The organism is Streptomyces sp. NPDC047000 (assembly GCF_040644295.1).
Lineage (GTDB): Bacteria > Actinomycetota > Actinomycetes > Streptomycetales > Streptomycetaceae > Streptomyces.
The window spans coordinates 17,753-32,902 of sequence record NZ_JBEYWE010000041.1 but is presented as its reverse complement, the minus strand read 5'-3'; the positions used below and the strand labels follow the sequence as shown (position 1 = coordinate 32,902).

Below are 15,150 nucleotides of genomic sequence, written 5' to 3'. Positions count from 1 at the left end.
GCGGCTCGGGCCGGACGGGCCGGGGGTCAGCGCTCCGGTGTGTCGTCGCGGTACACCCGGCCGCCTTTCATGACGAACGACACCCGCTCGGTGACGGAGACGTCCGCGAGCGGGTCTCCGGGCACGGCGACGACGTCGGCGAGCAGGCCCGGTTCCAGGCGTCCCCGGTCGCCGGCGTCGATCAGGTCGGCGGCCACCGTGGTCGCGGCGCGCAGCGCCTGGAGGGGCGCCATGCCCCGGTCCACCAGGGCCCGCATCTCCAGCGATCCCCTGCCGTGCGGGACGGCGGGGGCGTCCGTGCCGAGGGCCACCTTGACGCCGCGCCGGATCGCGCGGGAGGTGGACTCACGGGCACGCGGGAAGACCTCGGCCGCCTTGGCCCGCAGGGCGGGGGCGGCGTGCTGGGTGTCCATCCCCTCGGTGAGGTAGGTGGTGGCGACCAGGAAGGTGCCGCGTTCCACCATCAGGTCCCAGGTCGCGTCGCTCGCCAGGAAGCCGTGCTCGATGCAGTCGACACCCGCCTCGACGGCGGCCCGGATCGCGGAGTCGCCCATGCAGTGCGCGGCGACCTTCACGCCCGCCCGGTGCGCCTCGTCGACGGCGGCGCGCAGCTCCTCGTCCGAGTACTGCTGGGCGCCCGCCGGACCGGTGTGCGACATGACCCCGTTGGACGCGCACACCTTGATGACCCGTGCCCCGTACTTGATCTGGTACCGGACCGCCTTGCGCACCTCCGCCACGCCGTCGGCGATGCCCTCCTCCACGGTGAGCGGCAGGACGCCCGGGGCGAACGCCTGGAACATCGTCGGGTCGAGGTGTCCGCCGGTCGGGGCGATCGCGTGGCCCGCGGGCACCACCCGTGGTCCCTCCACCCAGCCGAGGTCGATGGCCTTCCCCAGCGCGACGTCGAGGAGGACACCTCCGGTCCGCACGAACAGGCCGAGGTTGCGGACCGTGGTGTAGCCGCGCCGGAGGGTCCGGCCGGCGTTGGCCACCGCGCGCAGGGTGCGGACGGCCGGGTCCTCCTGCACCGGGATCAGCGGACTGCGGTGGTCGGGACCGCCGAGGAAGAGATTCACCTCCATGTCCATCAGACCGGGCATCAGGGTGACGTCCCCGAGGTCGCGGACCACGGTGCCTTCGGGGAGCCGGTCCGGCCGTCCCACCGCGGTGATGTGCTCGCCGGTGACCAGGAGTCCGCCGGGCTCGGCGAGTTCGCCCTTGTCGATGTCCAGCAGCCGCGCCGCCCGCAGCAGCACGGGGGGCCTGGGTGCCCTCTCCCGCGGCGCCATCAAACGGTCGCCGGGTCGCCGGGACCGAGCCGGGTGAGCGCGGCGGTGATGCGGTGGGTCATGTCCGGGTCTCCGTGTCTGGTCGCTGGTCGGCGCCGGCTGCGGCGGCCGGCGTCTCGGACCGGCGCCGGGGCCTCGGGTGGTGGCGCGATGCCGTGCGAACGGCTCGGCGACACCCTGCGATCGCGGTCGGCACCCCTTCGCCCCGCAGGGCGGCCGACTCGACGATAACAGCGATCTCTCTCAGTGAGAATAGCGTTATCACAGCTGTGCAGGACCGCCTGTACAAGCACAGGCCGTCCCGCGGTCAGCGGTCCTCGGGCAGCAGGCCCTCCAGGCTGCGCACCGCAGGCTCCAGGGCGCCGAGCGACAGGCCCAGTTCTTCGGCCAGACCGGAGACCACCGCGAGGTCCTTGCGGAGGAAGGGCCCCGCGCTGAGGGCCAGTTCACTCACCCCGCCACGGGCGGCGGACGCCGCCGACGCGTTACCGGCCGCGCTGCCGTGCGAGAGCGCGGCCAGCAGCACGTCCTCCTCGACCTCAAGGCACCGCCCGAGTCGCACCAGGTGGGCAAGCAGGCCCAACTGGGCCGCGAACATCGCGTTGTTCAGGAGCTTCACACTCTGCCCGGCACCGAGAGCCCCCACGTGCAGCACCGGATCGGCGTAGGCGTGCAACGCGGGCCTCACCCTCTGGACCGTCTCCTCCTCTCCTCCGGCGTAGACGGTCAGGCGGCCGGTCTCGATGTCGTGCGGGCCACCGCTGACGGGCACGTCCACGACATCGGCTCCCAGGCCGGCCAGTGCCCGTACCGTGCGCGGGTCCCCGGTGGTGTGCACAGCCAGCACCGACCCGTCCGGCAGCACGGAGATCAGCCCCCCGTCGAGGCACACGTCCCGGACCTGGGCGTCGGTGAGCACACAGACGAAAACCGCCTGCGCCCCGTGGGCCACGGTGGCGAGCGAGTCGACGGGCTCGGCACCGTCGCGGGCGAGGGCCTTTCGGGCCTCGGAGGTCCGGGCGTACACGCGCACCATGTGCCCTGCCCCGACGAGACGTCGCACCATGGGCCGGCCCATCCGTCCCGCCCCGACGAAACCCAACTCCATGACAGCCTCCGTTTCCGGGCCCGGGCGGCGGCCGGCTTCTCCCGGGTCTACTTGTCCGGGGCGGTACCCGGAGCAGAGGAGTCGGCTCTCTCCTCGCCGGTGTCCCCTCCTCCCGGCGTGGCACCCTGGGAGCCGAAGAGGACCGCGAGCGTCTCCCGCACGATCCTCGGATAGTGGTCCGCATCCGGTTCGGGGTCCATCAGCCACCACTGGTGGATGCCCTCCACCAGGGCGAGCGCGCCGGTGGCGGCGGCGGACGCGCTCAGGCCGCTGGGCATGTACGCGCCGTAGCGCTCGGTGAGACGGGCGGTGAGATGGAGCTGGAGGGAACGTAATCGGTCCCCCGCGTAGCTGCGGGCGGGTTCCTGGCCGGTGACCGCCTCGGCCATCACCACGCTGTGCACGGTGGCGAACGAGGGGTGGCCCTGTTCGAAGGCGACGGCCGCCGCGAAGTGGGCGGGCAGGTCCTCACCCACCGGGTGGTCCGCGAGGTGCGCGCGGTTGAGCTGCTCACGGAACGTCAGCAGCTCCAGCAGCAGCTGCTTCTTGCTGGGGAAGTAGTGCAGCACACCCTGCCGGGTCAGCCCCGCCCGCTCGGCCACCGCGTCGATCGAGGCGTTCTTGAAGCCGCGCTCCGCGAAGACCTCCAGGGCCGCTTCCAGGATGTCCTGTCGCCGCGCAGAACCCACCAGGTCCCCTTCCGCCGTTGCCCGGTGCCTGCACACAGTACGCACCCGGCCGGGCCCGGGCGAGGGGCCCGGCTGGGTCGTCCCGGCCCCGGGCCTCACCGTCCCATGGCGTCCAGGGCGGAGCGGGCCGCTTCCCGCACCGGGCCCCGCTGCCCCGCGCCGTCGGGGACGGCGGTCCCGACGACGTCCGTGAACAGCCGGACGTCCTTCGCGAGCAGCCCGCCCGCGTGTGCGGCGATGCGCCGCAACGTGCCGCCCGCGTCGACGACCCGTTCGAGGGCGAAACTCGCCGCGCTGCCGTGTGACAGGAGCCGCCCCAGACCGGCAGTGTCGAGTCCCAGCGCGGCCCCCAGCCCGAGGGCGTCCGCGGCGAGGCCCAACTGAGCTGTGAAAAGAACGTTGTTGAGCAGTTTCGCCACCTGTCCGGCGCCGGTGGCCCCGAGGTGGGCCACCGGGTCTCCGTAGGTGACGAACAAGGGACGGCAGTAGGCGAAGACCTGCGGGTCGCCGCCCGCCATGACGAGCAGGGTGCCCTGTTCCGCCGCCCGCCCCCCGCCGCTCACCGGCGCGTCGAGCACGGAGACCCCCTGGACGCGGGCCCGTTCCTCCAGCCGGCGGCAGGTCTCGGGGTGGACGGTGGAGTGCACCACGATCACCCCTCCCGGACGCATCCCGGCCAGGATTCCCTCCCCTCCGGTGGTCAGCTGCTCGATGTCGGCGTCGTCGACGACACAGAGACACACCACGTCGCTGCCGGCGGCCAGTTCGGCCGGTGTTCCGGCCGTCTTGGCGGGGGTGTCCGCGAACGGTGCGAGGGCGGCGGAGCGGCGGGCCCACAGGGTCGTCCCGTATCCCGCGTCGACGATCCGCCGCGCCATCGGCGCGCCCTGGCTGCCCAGTCCGATGAAGCCGACCCGCATGTCGCGTCCCCTCACGTCGTCCGCCGTGGCCGCCAGAAGACGGCGAGCAGCCCGGCCGTGGCCACCACACCCACCGTGAGCACCGCACCGGCGCCCGCCCATCCGGTCACGGCGAGATCCGCCGCGTTGTCGATCGCGTACCGTCCCGGTCCCCACGCACCGAGCGCCACCGCGAGCACCCCCAGGACCAGGACGTACTCGTAGCCCTCCTTGAAGACGAAGAAGCCGTGCGGACGGTGGGCGAGCAGACCGGCGACCAGCATCACCGACAGGACGGCCGCACAGGCCAGGGTGGTGAACAACCCCAGCGCCAGGAGTGCTCCCGCGCCGATCTCCGTCCATACGCTCAGCCACGCCTGCAGACGGGGGCGGCGCAGACCGAGGCCGGCGAACCAGCCCGCCGTGCCCGTGAGGCCGCCCCCACCGCGCCAGTGGTTCCAGCCGTGCGCCACCATGACCGCACCGAGCACGACCCGGACGAGCAGCAGCGCGGCGTCCGCGGGCTCACCCATCACGGTGCCCCTTCTCCGCGGGCAGGGCCGACACGCCGAGCGCGCACTCCTCCACGAAGGCCAGGACGCGCAGGTGGTAGGCGAGGGCGGTGCGGCTGACACTGGTGTTGTGACCGGCACCCGCCTGTTCGTGCAGCACCAGCCGGGGCGCGGCGGTGAACAGGGCGGCCAGGTCCGCCAGCCCGTCGGGGCCGTTCGCCCACACCTGCTCGTACTCGGCGAGCGTGATGTGGACCGGGACCGGCACTCGCTCGGCGAGCCGCGCGAACACCTCCTGCCACTGCTCGGGACGGCCCTCGTACGAGGGTGAGGCGGCACCGATGCCGCGTCCGCCCCACACCTCGGAGGGGTAGGCGTGCGGCGGGTCCCACAGCACACCGCGCAGGTCGGGCCGGGAGCGGCTCGGATCGCGGCGCCACTCCTCCATCGCGGTGAGCACGTGGGGATGGTGGGTGCGGCCCATGCCGGCGAGTTCCACGCCGAGCAGACCGGCGCCGCGGGGATCACCGGCCATCCGGACGGTCAGTTCACAGCCCGCCGAGTGCGCCCAGAGGAACACACCGGCGCCGCGGTCCCGGCCGTCCAGGAACGTGTCGAGGGCGGCGAAGGCGAAGTCCGCGCGCTGCCCGGGGGTTTGCAGGTGTTCCTGGTGCCCTGCCGAGCTGCCGTATCCGGGGCGGTCGAGGGCGATGACGGTGAAACCGGCCGCGGCGGCGGTGCGCAGCAGGGACAGTCCGGGGTGGCCGGGGTGGTCGAAGTAGCGGGAGTCGGTGGCGCCGCCGTGCAGGGCCAGGATCACGGCCCGGGGGCGAGCGGCCCCGGCGACCAGCGCGGAGGCGGGGACGCCGTGCACGTCCACCACCTCCCGGTGGACACCGGTGACGAGTTCGGGTTCGGTCGAGGTCATCCGTCCGTCCTGAGCAGGAGTACGCCGCTGGGGGTGAGCCCACCGCTGGAGACGACGGCCGTCCGCGCGTCCGCCACCTGGCGCGCACCGGCGTCGCCGCGCAGCTGGACGACGGCCTCGTGGAGCAGGCCCATGCCGTGGGTGCGGCCGTGGGAGAGCTGTCCGCCGTGCGGGTTGAGCGGGAGGATCCCGTCACGGGCGATGTTCTTGCCGCCGTCCAGGAAGTCGCGCGCCTCGCCGATACCGCAGAAGCCGAGCGCCTCGATCCAGGACAGGCAGTTGAAGGTGAAGCCGTCGTACAGCAGCGCCACGTCCACGTCGGCCGGGCGCAGGCCGGTCCGGGTCCACAGGTGGGCGGCCTGGCCGAGCACCTGGGGTTCGTAGGCGAGGGCGGCCTGGTCCCATTCGGGGCGCTCGACGAGCCGTGTCCCGACCGCCTCGACGCGGACCGGGGGTCTGCGCAGGTCGGGTGCCGTCTCCGCGGCGGAGACGACGACGGCGGTGGCGGCGTCGCAGGGGACGTCGCAGTCGTAGAGGCCGAAGGGGGTGCTGATGGTGCGCGCCGACAGGTAGTCGTCCATGGTCAGCGGGTCACGGTAGACCGCGTCCGGGTGGAGGGCGGCGCCGGCGCGCTGGTTGAGGGCGATCCAGCCGAGGGTCTCGCGGGTGGACCCGTACCGGTGCATGTGCCGCTGGGCGTTCATCGCCAGCATGATCGCGGGTGAGACGGCGCCGAACGGCTTGAACCAGCCGTCGGCCGTGTCGACGCGGGGCGGCCGGATCTTTCCCTGCCGGACGAGTTCGGCGTACGTCGCCTCCCACACCGTGCGGAAGCACAGCACGTGCCGGGCCAGGCCGCCGGCCACCGCGAGCATGGCGGCGATCACCGATCCGCCGGGGCCGAAGGTCTCCCCCGCCCCGTTGTGCCAGACAGGGCGGATGCCGAGCGCCGACTCCAGTGCGGTGACTCCTCCTTCGGCGAAGCCGCCGTACGCGCCGCCGCCGGGATAGGTGGACAGTCCGTCGATGTCGTCGAAGGTGAGACCGGCGTCCGCCACGGCCTTCTCGCACGCCTCCACGGTGAGGTGCAGGGGCGGGACCATCAGGCGGCGTCCCATACGGGAGGCTCCGGCACCGCTGAGGACCGCGCGGTCCTCGAACTTCCGGGTCACCGGCCTGCCGCCGGCCGACGCCCGTATCCGGTCGGGGGCCGGTTCGCCGGAGGGAAGCGGGGCCGGGTCCGGCTGGTCGGCGGCGGGCCGGAAGAGCGGCAGCCAGGTGTCGCCGGCCTGCTCGAAGACGACCTCCATGAGCATGCCGAGCCGCAGGTCCCCGGGCGCGCAGCCGATGACGTTGGTGGTGAGGCGGACCTCGGGGTCCTCCTCCAGCGCGACCTGGGCGACGACGAACGGGGTGGGCAGGCCGGGCACGGGGAAGCGGTGGTTGACGGTGAAGCCGATCAGGACGGCTCGGCCGGAGACCTCTCGGACGGTGGTGCGGTGGCCGCGGCAGTGCCGGCAGACCGGCTGCGGCGGGTGGATCAGGGCCGAGCAGGCGGTGCAGGATCGGAGGCGCAGCCGCCCGTCGCGGCCGGAGGTCCAGAAGAACTCGTTCTCCTGGTCCGGTTGCGGCCGCGGACGGGTGGTCTCGGGAGGGGGCGCGGTCAACGGACCTTCGCCTCCGCCTTGCGCACGGTGACGGGCTCGGCCAGTCCCTGCTCGTCGCACGCCTGCTGAAGGATCTCCAGGGTCTCCTCCAGGCCGGGGCCGAGGCGCGCGCCGGGCGTGAACGCGGCGGGCAGGTGGCGCATGCCCTGGATGACGCCGATGGTCTCGTAGTGCACGGTGCCCTCGGGGTCGCAGACGAAGTCCGGGACGCGGTCGAGGACCTGGATCAGCATCCGTTTGAAGACCGTGCGGGCCACGTTGGAGCCGATGCAGCGGTGGATGCCGAGGCCGAAGGCGGTGTGGCGGTTGCCACCCCGCGCGAGGTCCACCTGGTCCGGGTCCGGGAAGACGGCGGGGTCGCGGTTGGCCATCGCCCACGACAGCCAGACCCGCTCGCCCTCCTCGAACTCCTTGCCGGCGATCTCGCAGTCCTCGGCGACCGTCCGCCCGTCGCCGGGCGCCGGGGTGAAGTAGCGCAGGAATTCCTCGGTGGCCGTGTCGAGCAGGGCGCCGCGCTCCCGGCTCAGCCGGTCCCGCTCGCCGGGGTGCCGGGAGAGCCATTCCAGGGCGTGCGCGGTGAGCGCGGTGGTGGTGTCGAAGCCGCCGCCGATGACCAGGGCCATGGCGCCGACCAGGTCGGTGTCGGACGGCGGCCGGCCGTCGATCTCCAGGCGGGCGAGGGCGTCGGCGAGGCCGGGGCGCGGATGGGCACGGACCTCGTGGAGGGTGGCGGCGATGTCCTCGAGCATGACCATGTGCGCCTCCACCACCCGGGCCATCTCCGGTGAGTTCGGCGGGGTGTAGACGCCGGCGTGGGCGGGTTCGTTGTACAGCTCCCACTTCTTCAGCGGTACGCCCAGCATGGCAAGGGTGAAGACGGCCGGGACGATGTTCGCGAGGTCGTCGACGAAGTCGATGCGTCCGGACTCGATCCTCTCGTCGAGGCAGGCCCGCACCACCTCGTCGATGAACGGGATCCAGCGGGTGACGGCGGCCGGGGAGAGGTAGGGGTTCAGGGCGCTGCGGTAGGCGCGTTGTTCGGGCGGGTCCATCTCCAGGAAGCCACCGCGGATACCGCGTCCACGGGCGGGTGCCGGGATGTTGATGCCCTGGTAGCCGCGGCGCTCGCCGTGGATGTCGTGGTCGTTGGAGAGCTTCTGTCCGGCACGGGCGAAGGCGAGCAGCTCGCGGTTGCCCGCGGCGACCCAGTGCCCGCCGTAGGTCTCGGACCAGGCGAGCGGGCAGCCGGCGTGGAAGGCACGGGTCTGCTCCTCGAACCGGTCGCGGTACTCGGGGGCGTGCCGGTCGAAGTGGACACGGGGCTGCTTGCGGGCCTCGTCGTCACGCGGGTCGGTTGCGGTCATGGTGGGCTTCTCCTCGTGTCTGCCGCGCCCGCTCAGAAGACGCTGATGGCTCGCTCGGGGCAGGAGCGGACGGCTTCCACCACCTCGTCCTGCTGGTCGTCGGGGACCTCCTCGGAGACCGGGGAGGAATGGCCGTCGATCTCGCTCAGCCGGAAGGCCTTCGGGGCGCGCATCGCACACAGGGTGTGCCCCTGGCAGCGCTCGGGGTCGACGCGTACCTTCACGTCACTCAGCTCCCGTTCACGTTCGGGTGGGGTCAGGTCAGGTCGGACAGGGACTTGCCGACGGAAGCGAGGGTGACGGGACTGCCGTAGTCACCCTTGTACTTGTAGACGGGACCGTCGCAGCGGTAGGCGCCCCGGTCGGGCCGGAAGCCGGCGGGCCGCCAGCCCTTGGCGGTGGCCTCCACGACCGAGTAGCAGCTGGTCGGCTTCTTGGAGGTCAGGTCGAACGGAGCCTGCAGGCCGCCCGCCGTCCAGTCCGTGTTCTTCATCGCGTTCTCGTACACGCACCTGCGGGTGAGGGTGGTGCAGTCGCGGGCGGCGGTGGCGAACAGCAGCCAGGCGGAGAAGGCGCGCAGTGCGGGGTAGGTGACCTGTCTGCCGGGGGCGTACTTCTTGTAGAGGTCGATCACCTGCCGGGTGGCCGGGTCGCCGGACGCGCTCTCCAGCGGCGCCGTGGCGAACAGTTCGGCGTAGTTGTGCTGCCTGGCGAGTGACGCGGCTGCCAGTTGGAGGAAGGCGGGGCCGTACGCGTTGGAGTTGGCGTCGATCCAGTCGGGTTCGTAGCCGATGTCGGTAAGGCTCTGCTCCAGTTTGGCGAGGCTCACGAAGTCGCCGAGGAAGGCCAGGCCCTTGACGCCCTGCTTCTTGATCGACTGGGCGTAGGGTGTCCAGTCGGAGACGCCGGCCGCGGGGTAGAGGTCGGTGTAGGAGACCCGGCCGCCGAGTCCTGCCACGGCCTCCTTGTACTGGGCGACCATCACCTTGGTGACCGGGACGTCACCGGCGATGACACCGACCTTCTGCGCGGAGTCGGGGTATTTCTCCTTCAGCAGCCAGTGGTAGTAGCCGGGGTACTGGAAGTAGCCGGCGGTCGGCTGTGACGCGACGGCCTGGAGGTCGGACCCGATGGCCCCGATCTGGCTGGACTGCGCGGGGAAGCTGGGCAGCAGGCAGGTGAGCCGGTCCTTGACACCCAGGCTGTCGAGAGCCGCCCCGCCGCCGACGAGGGCGAAGTCGGCCTTGCACGCCTCCAGGGTCCGTTGCCGGACCTCCATGAGCCGGGTGTCCCGGGTGACCGGTTCGATGGCCCGGCCGTTGATGCCGCCCGCCGCGTTGCACCAGGAGGTGAAGACCTTCGCGGCGTCGACGAACTCGGAGTTCTTGGTGTAACCGACGTCGGAGAGGACACCGACCTGGATCTTGTCGCCGGAGACACCCTGGGCGGAGGACTTCCCGGGGGTGCCGGGGCCGCACACGCCCTTCAGGGCGCCGAAGTCGGCCGATGCGGCTCCGCTCTCCTGCCCGGCGGGGCGGGTGCTTCGCGCGGAGCCGGTGTCCTCGCCGGACCGGGTGGAACAGCCGGCGGCCAGCAGCACCGCGAGAGCGGTGACGCCGCCTGTGAGCAGTCTGCGCATGGTGCCTCCTCGGGAAGCCCGGACGCCGTCGTCCGGGGGAGGGGACGGGAGGATCAGGTCAGGTGACCGCTCCGCTCGCCTTGAGGGCGAGGATGTGGTTCCAGTCGTGGCCGAGCTCGGTGAGGATCTCCTCCGTCTGCGCGGCGAACTCCGGAGCGGGGCCGAGGGCGGTGTCCTCGGTGTCGAACTGGACGGGGCTCGCGACGAGTTCGAGGTCTCCGGCCCGGCCGATGTAGCCGTTGGCGCGTACCTGGGCGTCGGCCGCCGCCTGGAGGGTGTCCTGGACGGGCGCCCAGGGGCCCTCGAGTGCGGCGAGCCGCTCGGACCACTCGGCCAGGGGCCGGGCGGCGATCGTCTCACGAAGGATCTTCACCGCGTCGCCGGTGTGTTCGGCGAGGGACCGGGCGGTGGCGAAGCGGGGGTCGTCGGCGAGTTCGGGACGCTCCAGACAGCGGCACACATCGGCCCAGAACTTCTCCGGCTGGAGCATGACGAAGCAGATGTAGCGGTCGTCGGCGGTGCGGTAGAGCCCGGAGAGCGGGTTGGTGGGTGAGCCGTGGGTGCTGGGTGAGACGCCTTCCCACGGTCGGTCGAGGTGCAGGGACAGGGCGATGGAGTGGCCGAGGGCCCACAGACCGCTGCCGAGCAGGGAGACGTCGACCACGGAGGGCTCGCCGGTGCGTTCCCGGTGCAGCAGCGCGGCCGCGATGCCGCCGGCGAGGTTGGTGCCGGAGACGGTGTCGCCGTAGGCGGGTCCGGGCGGGCTGATCATGCCGTCGGTGCCGGGCGGGGTGATGCCGGCCGCCGTGCCGGCCCGGGCCCAGAAGGCGGTCATGTCGTAGCCGCCGCGGTCGGCCTCGGCGCCCCGGGGGCCCAGTGCGCTGCCGCGGGCGTAGACGATGCGCGGGTTGACGGCGCGGATGTCGTCGACGTCGATGCCGAGCCGGGTGCGGGAGGCGGGCAGGAAGCTGGTGAGGAAGACATCGGCGTCCTCGGCCAGTTGGTACAGCACCTCGCGGCCCTGGGGCTTGGAGATGTCCAGGCCCAGGGAGCGCTTGCCCCGGTTGGCGTGGGCGACGTTGGGGTTGGGGTCGCCCTCCACCTTGAACGTGCCGGTCTGGCGCAGTCCGCGCTGCGGGTCGCCGGTGACCGCGTGCTCGACCTTGATCACGTCGGCGCCCCAGTCCGCGAGGACGGCGCCGGCCGACGGCACGAAGCCGTACATCGCGACTTCCAGGACGCGGATGCCCTCCAGTGGCTTCATGCCTGCTCCTCCGGGACGACGACACGGGCGAACGCCTTCTCCTCGAGGAACTCCTCGAAGCCCGAGCGGCCGCTCTCCCGGCCGATGCCGGACTGCTTGTAGCCGCCGAAGGGCACGTCAGGGGCGAAGTAGTTGCCGCCGTTGATGGAGAAGGTGCCGGTGCGTACCCGCCTGGCGATCCGGACGGCCCGTTCCTCGTCGGCGCTGTGCACGGCGCCGGACAGTCCGTACCTGGAGTTGTTGGCGATGCGGACGGCGTCGTCCTCGTCGTCGTAGGGGATCACGGCCAGGACGGGGCCGAAGACCTCCTCCTGGGCGATCTCGCTGTCCGGGTCGACCTGGGCCAGCAGGGTGGGAGCGTAGAAGAAGCCGGGGTCGATGCGCTTGCCGCCGCGCACCAGGACGGCTCCGTCGTCGACGGCCCGGCGGACCATCCCGTCGACCTTGTCGCGCTGCTGCTCGCTGATGAGGGGGCCCATGGCCGTCCGGGGGTCGGCGGGGTCGCCGACCTGGACCCGGTCGAGTCCGGCGGCGACCAGCTGGGTGATCTCGTCGTGCCGGGCGCGGGGGACGAGAAGGCGGGAGGTGAGCGCGCAGCCCTGCCCGGAGTGGGAGCAGATGGTGAAGGCGGCGAACATGGCCGCCTTGGTGAGGTCGGCGTCGTCAAGGACGATCATGGCCGACTTGCCGCCGAGTTCGAGGAAGACGCGTTTCACCGAGGCGGAGGCGGCGGCCATGATGTGCCGGCCCGTGGTGGTGGCGCCGGTGAAGGTGACCACGTCGACGTCGGGATGGGTGGTGAGCACCTCGCCGGTCTCCGAGGACGAGGAGCTGAGGACGTTGACGACGCCGGGCGGGATGTCGGTGTGCCGGGCGATCAGTTCGCCGAGGGCGAGGGTGGTGAGCGGAGTCTGCGGGGCGCCTTTGAGAACGACGGTGCAGCCCGCGGCGAGGGCGGGGGCGAGTTTGGCCAGCGCGAGCTGGTTGGGGAAGTTGTACGGCAGGATCGCGGCGACGACACCGGCCGCCTCCTTCTCCACCCAGCGGTGATGGCGCTGGCCGCGGGACTCGGCCTCGCCGAGGTCCTCGGTGAACCGGTAGGTCTCCAGCAGGTCGGCGTAGTACTTCACGATGCCGATGGGCTCGTCGAGCTGCGGGCCGTGGGTGAGCCGGCGGGGCGCGCCGACCTCGGCGATCGTCAGTTCGCGCAGTTCCTCCCGGTGCTCGTCGAGGGCCCGGTGCAGCTCGCGCAGGCAGCGGAGTCTGAGGTCCCGGTCGGTGGACCAGCCGGTGGTGTCGAAGGCCCGGCGGGCGGCGTCGACGGCGGCCTCGGCGTCCGCCCGGGTCGCTTCGGGGGCGTGTCCGACCGGTTCGCCGGTGGCGGGGTTGTGGGAGGCGAAGACGGCGCCGGTCGTCAGGAGCTTGCCGTCGATCAGCAGGCTGTGGGTGGGGGCGGTGTTCACAGCCGCACCACCGATCCGCCGTCGACCGCGATGACCTGGCCCGTCACCCAGCTCGCCGCGTCGGACAGCAGGAAGAGGAGGAGTCCTGCCTGGTCCGCCGGGGTGCCCATGCGTTTGAGCGGCAGTGACCGTACCAGTGCCTCGCGGACCTGCTCCGGGATGATGTCGCGGGTCGCCTCGGTGTCCGTCGGTCCGGGCGCGATCGCGTTGACGCGGATACCGCGGTCGCCGAGTTCCGCGGCGAGGGAGGCGGTGAGATGGTTGATGCCGGCCTTGGCGAGTCCGTAGTGGCCGGTGGGCTGCCAGGCCGCGGTGGACGACTGGTTGACGATGGCCGAGCCCTCCCTCAGGTGCGGCAGGACGGCCCGGGTCATGTGGAGCGCACCGAGCAGGTTCACCTTGAGGAACCGGTCGAGGTAGTCGTAGCCGATCTGGGTGATGCCCTCGCGGCGCATCCCGTGGAAGATCGCGGCGTTGTTGACCAGGTGGTCGATACGGCCGAACTCCTGGACCACCGTGGCGGCGAGCGCCTCGGCGGACGCCGGATCGCCGACGTCGGTCCGCACGAACAGCGCGTCACCGATCTCCTTGGCGACCCGTTGCCCCTGCTCCTCGTTCAGCTCCGCCACCACGACCCGGGCGCCCTCGGCGGCCAGCGCCTTGGCGTAGCCCTCGCCGATGCCTTGGCCGGCTCCGGTGACGATCGCCACCTTGTCCCTGAACCGCATCCCAGCCTCCCTGCTCGGTTGGTCGGAAACTACATTCTCGCATTCCGCGAATCAAGGATTCAGACGGGAGAATCTGATGCCCTAGCCCGGGGAGCCACCCCGGGACGCAGGCCGACCCCACCACCACCTCGCCTTCCGGGGGGTTCCCTCGACAACCCGCGCGAGAATATGGTTCTCGCATACGGAAGGGATGTTTCCATGATCGGATCGAAGATCCTCAGTCCGTCGCTCGGAGCGGAGTTCACCGGCGTGACGGATCCGCGGTGCGCGGAGGAACCGGAGCGACCGCCAGGCCGCGGCGCCGACGTCACCGCCGAGGCGTTCGCATGACCCCGGTCAGGACGGCCGTCGTCACCGGCGGCGCCTCCGGGATCGGCCGGGCGATCGCCCGGCGGCTCGCCGCCGACGGACTGCGCGTGGCCGTGTTCGACATCGCACCTGGCGAGACCGGCGACGCCCTGACCGTCGACGTATGCGACCGGGCGCAGGTCGACAAGGCCATGGCCACCGTGCGAGAGCGCTACGGGCCGGTCTCCGTACTGGTCAACGCGGCGGGCAAGGACGGCTTCACCCGCTTCTCCGATCTGCCCTTCGAGGAATGGCGGCGGATCGTGGACATCAACCTCAACGGCGTCTTCCACTGCGTGCAGTCGGTGCTGCCGGACATGTGGGAGGGACGCTGGGGGCGGATCGTCAACATCTCCTCCTCCAGCACCCATTCCGGTCAGCCCTTCATGGCCCACTACGTCGCCGCCAAGTCCGCGGTGAACGGACTGACCAAGGCCCTCGCCCTGGAACTCGGCCCCCGGGGCATCACCGTCAACGCCGTCCCGCCCGGCTTCATCGACACCCCCATGCTGCGCACGGCCGAGCACGAGGGGCGGCTCGGCGGCAGCATCGAGGAACACATCGACCGCACCCCGGTACGGCGGGTGGGCCGCCCCGAGGACATCGCGGCCACCTGCGCCTTCCTGGTGAGCGAGGAGGCGGGCTACATCACCGGGCAGATCATCGGCGTGAACGGGGGGCGCAACACGTGACGCGACTGACCCCGGTGCCGTACGAGGAGTGGGACCCCGAGACGCTGCGACCGCTGACGGGCGGGCGGGAGGTGCCCCCCTCGAACGTGCTCGGTCTGCTCCTGCGCCACCCCGCGCTCGCCCGGTCGTTCCTCGGCTTCTCCAGCCACCTGCTGGCCCGCAGCTCGCTGCCGGAGAAGACCCGTGAACTGGCGATCCTGCGGGTGGCGTGGCGCCGCCGATGCCGGTACGAGTGGACCCAGCACGTGCTGATCGGCCGGCGGGCCGGTGTGACGCAGGACGACCTGCAAGCGGTGCGGACGGGCGCCGGCACGCTGGTGAACCGGGCCGTCGACGAGCTGGAGACGTCCTACACGCTCTCCGACGGGACCTACGCGGCCCTCGCGAAGGAACTCGACGAACGGCAACTGCTGGACTTCGTGTTCACCGTGGGCGCCTACGGGATGCTGGCGGCGGCACTGAACACGTTCGGGGTGGAACCCGACCCCGACCCCGGTCTCGACGACGAGGACTTCGGCTAGTCCTCCGCGGCCACCGCGCCCGCCGACTCCTCAGCC

Annotated in this window: 16 protein-coding genes; 3 read left to right on the top strand and 13 right to left on the bottom strand. The window is 72.1% G+C overall.

The window, feature by feature from the left end; all coding sequences use genetic code 11:
* Positions 1-26: 26 nt before the first annotated feature.
* From ABZ862_RS35835 to ABZ862_RS35775, 13 genes are all read right to left on the bottom strand, one after another.
* Positions 27-1,259, bottom strand: coding sequence for an amidohydrolase family protein (locus tag ABZ862_RS35835; RefSeq protein ID WP_360967919.1), 1,233 nt, complete (start codon positions 1,257-1,259; stop codon positions 27-29).
* Positions 1,260-1,599: 340 nt separating this feature from the next.
* The gene (locus ABZ862_RS35830; protein ID WP_360967916.1) at positions 1,600-2,400 is read right to left on the bottom strand and encodes an NAD(P)-dependent oxidoreductase; all 801 of its coding nucleotides are present in this window, start codon (positions 2,398-2,400) and stop codon (positions 1,600-1,602) included.
* Between the two features lie 47 nt (positions 2,401-2,447).
* Positions 2,448-3,089: a TetR/AcrR family transcriptional regulator gene (locus ABZ862_RS35825; protein WP_360967913.1), complete on the bottom strand. Its 642-nt coding sequence runs from the start codon at positions 3,087-3,089 to the stop codon at positions 2,448-2,450.
* Positions 3,090-3,184: 95 nt separating this feature from the next.
* Positions 3,185-4,024 carry an NAD(P)-dependent oxidoreductase gene (locus ABZ862_RS35820; RefSeq protein ID WP_360967910.1) on the bottom strand — a complete coding sequence of 280 codons (840 nt, stop codon included), beginning with the start codon at positions 4,022-4,024 and terminating at the stop codon, positions 3,185-3,187.
* Entirely contained in the window at positions 4,021-4,521 is a 501-nt protein-coding gene (locus tag ABZ862_RS35815; protein ID WP_360967907.1) for a DoxX family protein, read from the bottom strand. Before ABZ862_RS35815 ends, ABZ862_RS35820 begins: the two co-directional genes overlap by 4 nt.
* Positions 4,514-5,428: an alpha/beta fold hydrolase gene (locus ABZ862_RS35810; protein WP_360967904.1), complete on the bottom strand. Its 915-nt coding sequence runs from the start codon at positions 5,426-5,428 to the stop codon at positions 4,514-4,516. The genes ABZ862_RS35815 and ABZ862_RS35810 overlap by 8 nt, the downstream gene beginning before the upstream one ends.
* Entirely contained in the window at positions 5,425-7,095 is a 1,671-nt protein-coding gene (locus tag ABZ862_RS35805) for an OB-fold domain-containing protein (protein ID WP_360967901.1), read from the bottom strand. The genes ABZ862_RS35810 and ABZ862_RS35805 overlap by 4 nt, the downstream gene beginning before the upstream one ends.
* Positions 7,092-8,459 carry a cytochrome P450 gene (locus tag ABZ862_RS35800; protein WP_360967898.1) on the bottom strand — a complete coding sequence of 456 codons (1,368 nt, stop codon included), beginning with the start codon at positions 8,457-8,459 and terminating at the stop codon, positions 7,092-7,094. Before ABZ862_RS35800 ends, ABZ862_RS35805 begins: the two co-directional genes overlap by 4 nt.
* 32 nt (positions 8,460-8,491) lie before the next feature.
* A complete protein-coding gene (locus ABZ862_RS35795) occupies positions 8,492-8,683 on the bottom strand; it encodes a ferredoxin (protein WP_360967896.1) in 192 nt (63 codons plus the stop codon).
* 32 nt (positions 8,684-8,715) lie between these two features.
* Positions 8,716-10,098, bottom strand: a complete 1,383-nt coding sequence (locus tag ABZ862_RS35790; RefSeq protein WP_360967893.1) for an ABC transporter substrate-binding protein — start codon at positions 10,096-10,098, stop codon at positions 8,716-8,718.
* A 58-nt stretch (positions 10,099-10,156) separates the two neighbouring features.
* Positions 10,157-11,362, bottom strand: coding sequence for a CoA transferase (locus ABZ862_RS35785; protein WP_360967890.1), 1,206 nt, complete (start codon positions 11,360-11,362; stop codon positions 10,157-10,159).
* The gene (locus tag ABZ862_RS35780) at positions 11,359-12,825 is read right to left on the bottom strand and encodes an aldehyde dehydrogenase family protein (RefSeq protein WP_360967887.1); all 1,467 of its coding nucleotides are present in this window, start codon (positions 12,823-12,825) and stop codon (positions 11,359-11,361) included. Before ABZ862_RS35780 ends, ABZ862_RS35785 begins: the two co-directional genes overlap by 4 nt.
* Positions 12,822-13,553: an SDR family oxidoreductase gene (locus tag ABZ862_RS35775; protein WP_360967884.1), complete on the bottom strand. Its 732-nt coding sequence runs from the start codon at positions 13,551-13,553 to the stop codon at positions 12,822-12,824. The genes ABZ862_RS35780 and ABZ862_RS35775 overlap by 4 nt, the downstream gene beginning before the upstream one ends.
* A gap of 198 nt (positions 13,554-13,751) precedes the next feature.
* Here ABZ862_RS35775 and ABZ862_RS35770 point away from each other — a divergent pair, with 198 nt between their 5' ends.
* Genes ABZ862_RS35770 through ABZ862_RS35760 form a run of 3 tightly spaced genes read left to right on the top strand, consistent with a single transcriptional unit; the run spans position 13,752 to position 15,114 of the window.
* On the top strand, positions 13,752-13,883 hold the full coding sequence (locus ABZ862_RS35770) for a hypothetical protein (RefSeq protein ID WP_360967882.1): 132 nt from the start codon (positions 13,752-13,754) through the stop codon (positions 13,881-13,883).
* On the top strand, positions 13,880-14,593 hold the full coding sequence (locus ABZ862_RS35765; protein ID WP_360967879.1) for an SDR family NAD(P)-dependent oxidoreductase: 714 nt from the start codon (positions 13,880-13,882) through the stop codon (positions 14,591-14,593). Before ABZ862_RS35770 ends, ABZ862_RS35765 begins: the two co-directional genes overlap by 4 nt.
* Positions 14,590-15,114: a carboxymuconolactone decarboxylase family protein gene (locus ABZ862_RS35760; RefSeq protein WP_360967877.1), complete on the top strand. Its 525-nt coding sequence runs from the start codon at positions 14,590-14,592 to the stop codon at positions 15,112-15,114. Before ABZ862_RS35765 ends, ABZ862_RS35760 begins: the two co-directional genes overlap by 4 nt.
* Positions 15,115-15,150: the final 36 nt, after the last annotated feature.

Excerpts from the sequence above, each read along its gene's own strand:
- ABZ862_RS35765 (WP_360967879.1), top strand. The coding sequence starts at position 13,880 with ATGACCCCGGTCAGGACGGCCGTCGTCACCGGCGGCGCCTCCGGGATC.
- ABZ862_RS35770 (WP_360967882.1), top strand. The coding sequence starts at position 13,752 with ATGATCGGATCGAAGATCCTCAGTCCGTCGCTCGGAGCGGAGTTCACC.
- ABZ862_RS35785 (WP_360967890.1), bottom strand. The coding sequence starts at position 11,362 with ATGAAGCCACTGGAGGGCATCCGCGTCCTGGAAGTCGCGATGTACGGC.
- ABZ862_RS35810 (WP_360967904.1), bottom strand. The coding sequence starts at position 5,428 with ATGACCTCGACCGAACCCGAACTCGTCACCGGTGTCCACCGGGAGGTG.
- ABZ862_RS35775 (WP_360967884.1), bottom strand. The coding sequence starts at position 13,553 with ATGCGGTTCAGGGACAAGGTGGCGATCGTCACCGGAGCCGGCCAAGGC.
- ABZ862_RS35815 (WP_360967907.1), bottom strand. The coding sequence starts at position 4,521 with ATGGGTGAGCCCGCGGACGCCGCGCTGCTGCTCGTCCGGGTCGTGCTC.
- ABZ862_RS35790 (WP_360967893.1), bottom strand. The coding sequence starts at position 10,098 with ATGCGCAGACTGCTCACAGGCGGCGTCACCGCTCTCGCGGTGCTGCTG.
- ABZ862_RS35800 (WP_360967898.1), bottom strand. The coding sequence starts at position 8,459 with ATGACCGCAACCGACCCGCGTGACGACGAGGCCCGCAAGCAGCCCCGT.
- ABZ862_RS35830 (WP_360967916.1), bottom strand. The coding sequence starts at position 2,400 with ATGGAGTTGGGTTTCGTCGGGGCGGGACGGATGGGCCGGCCCATGGTG.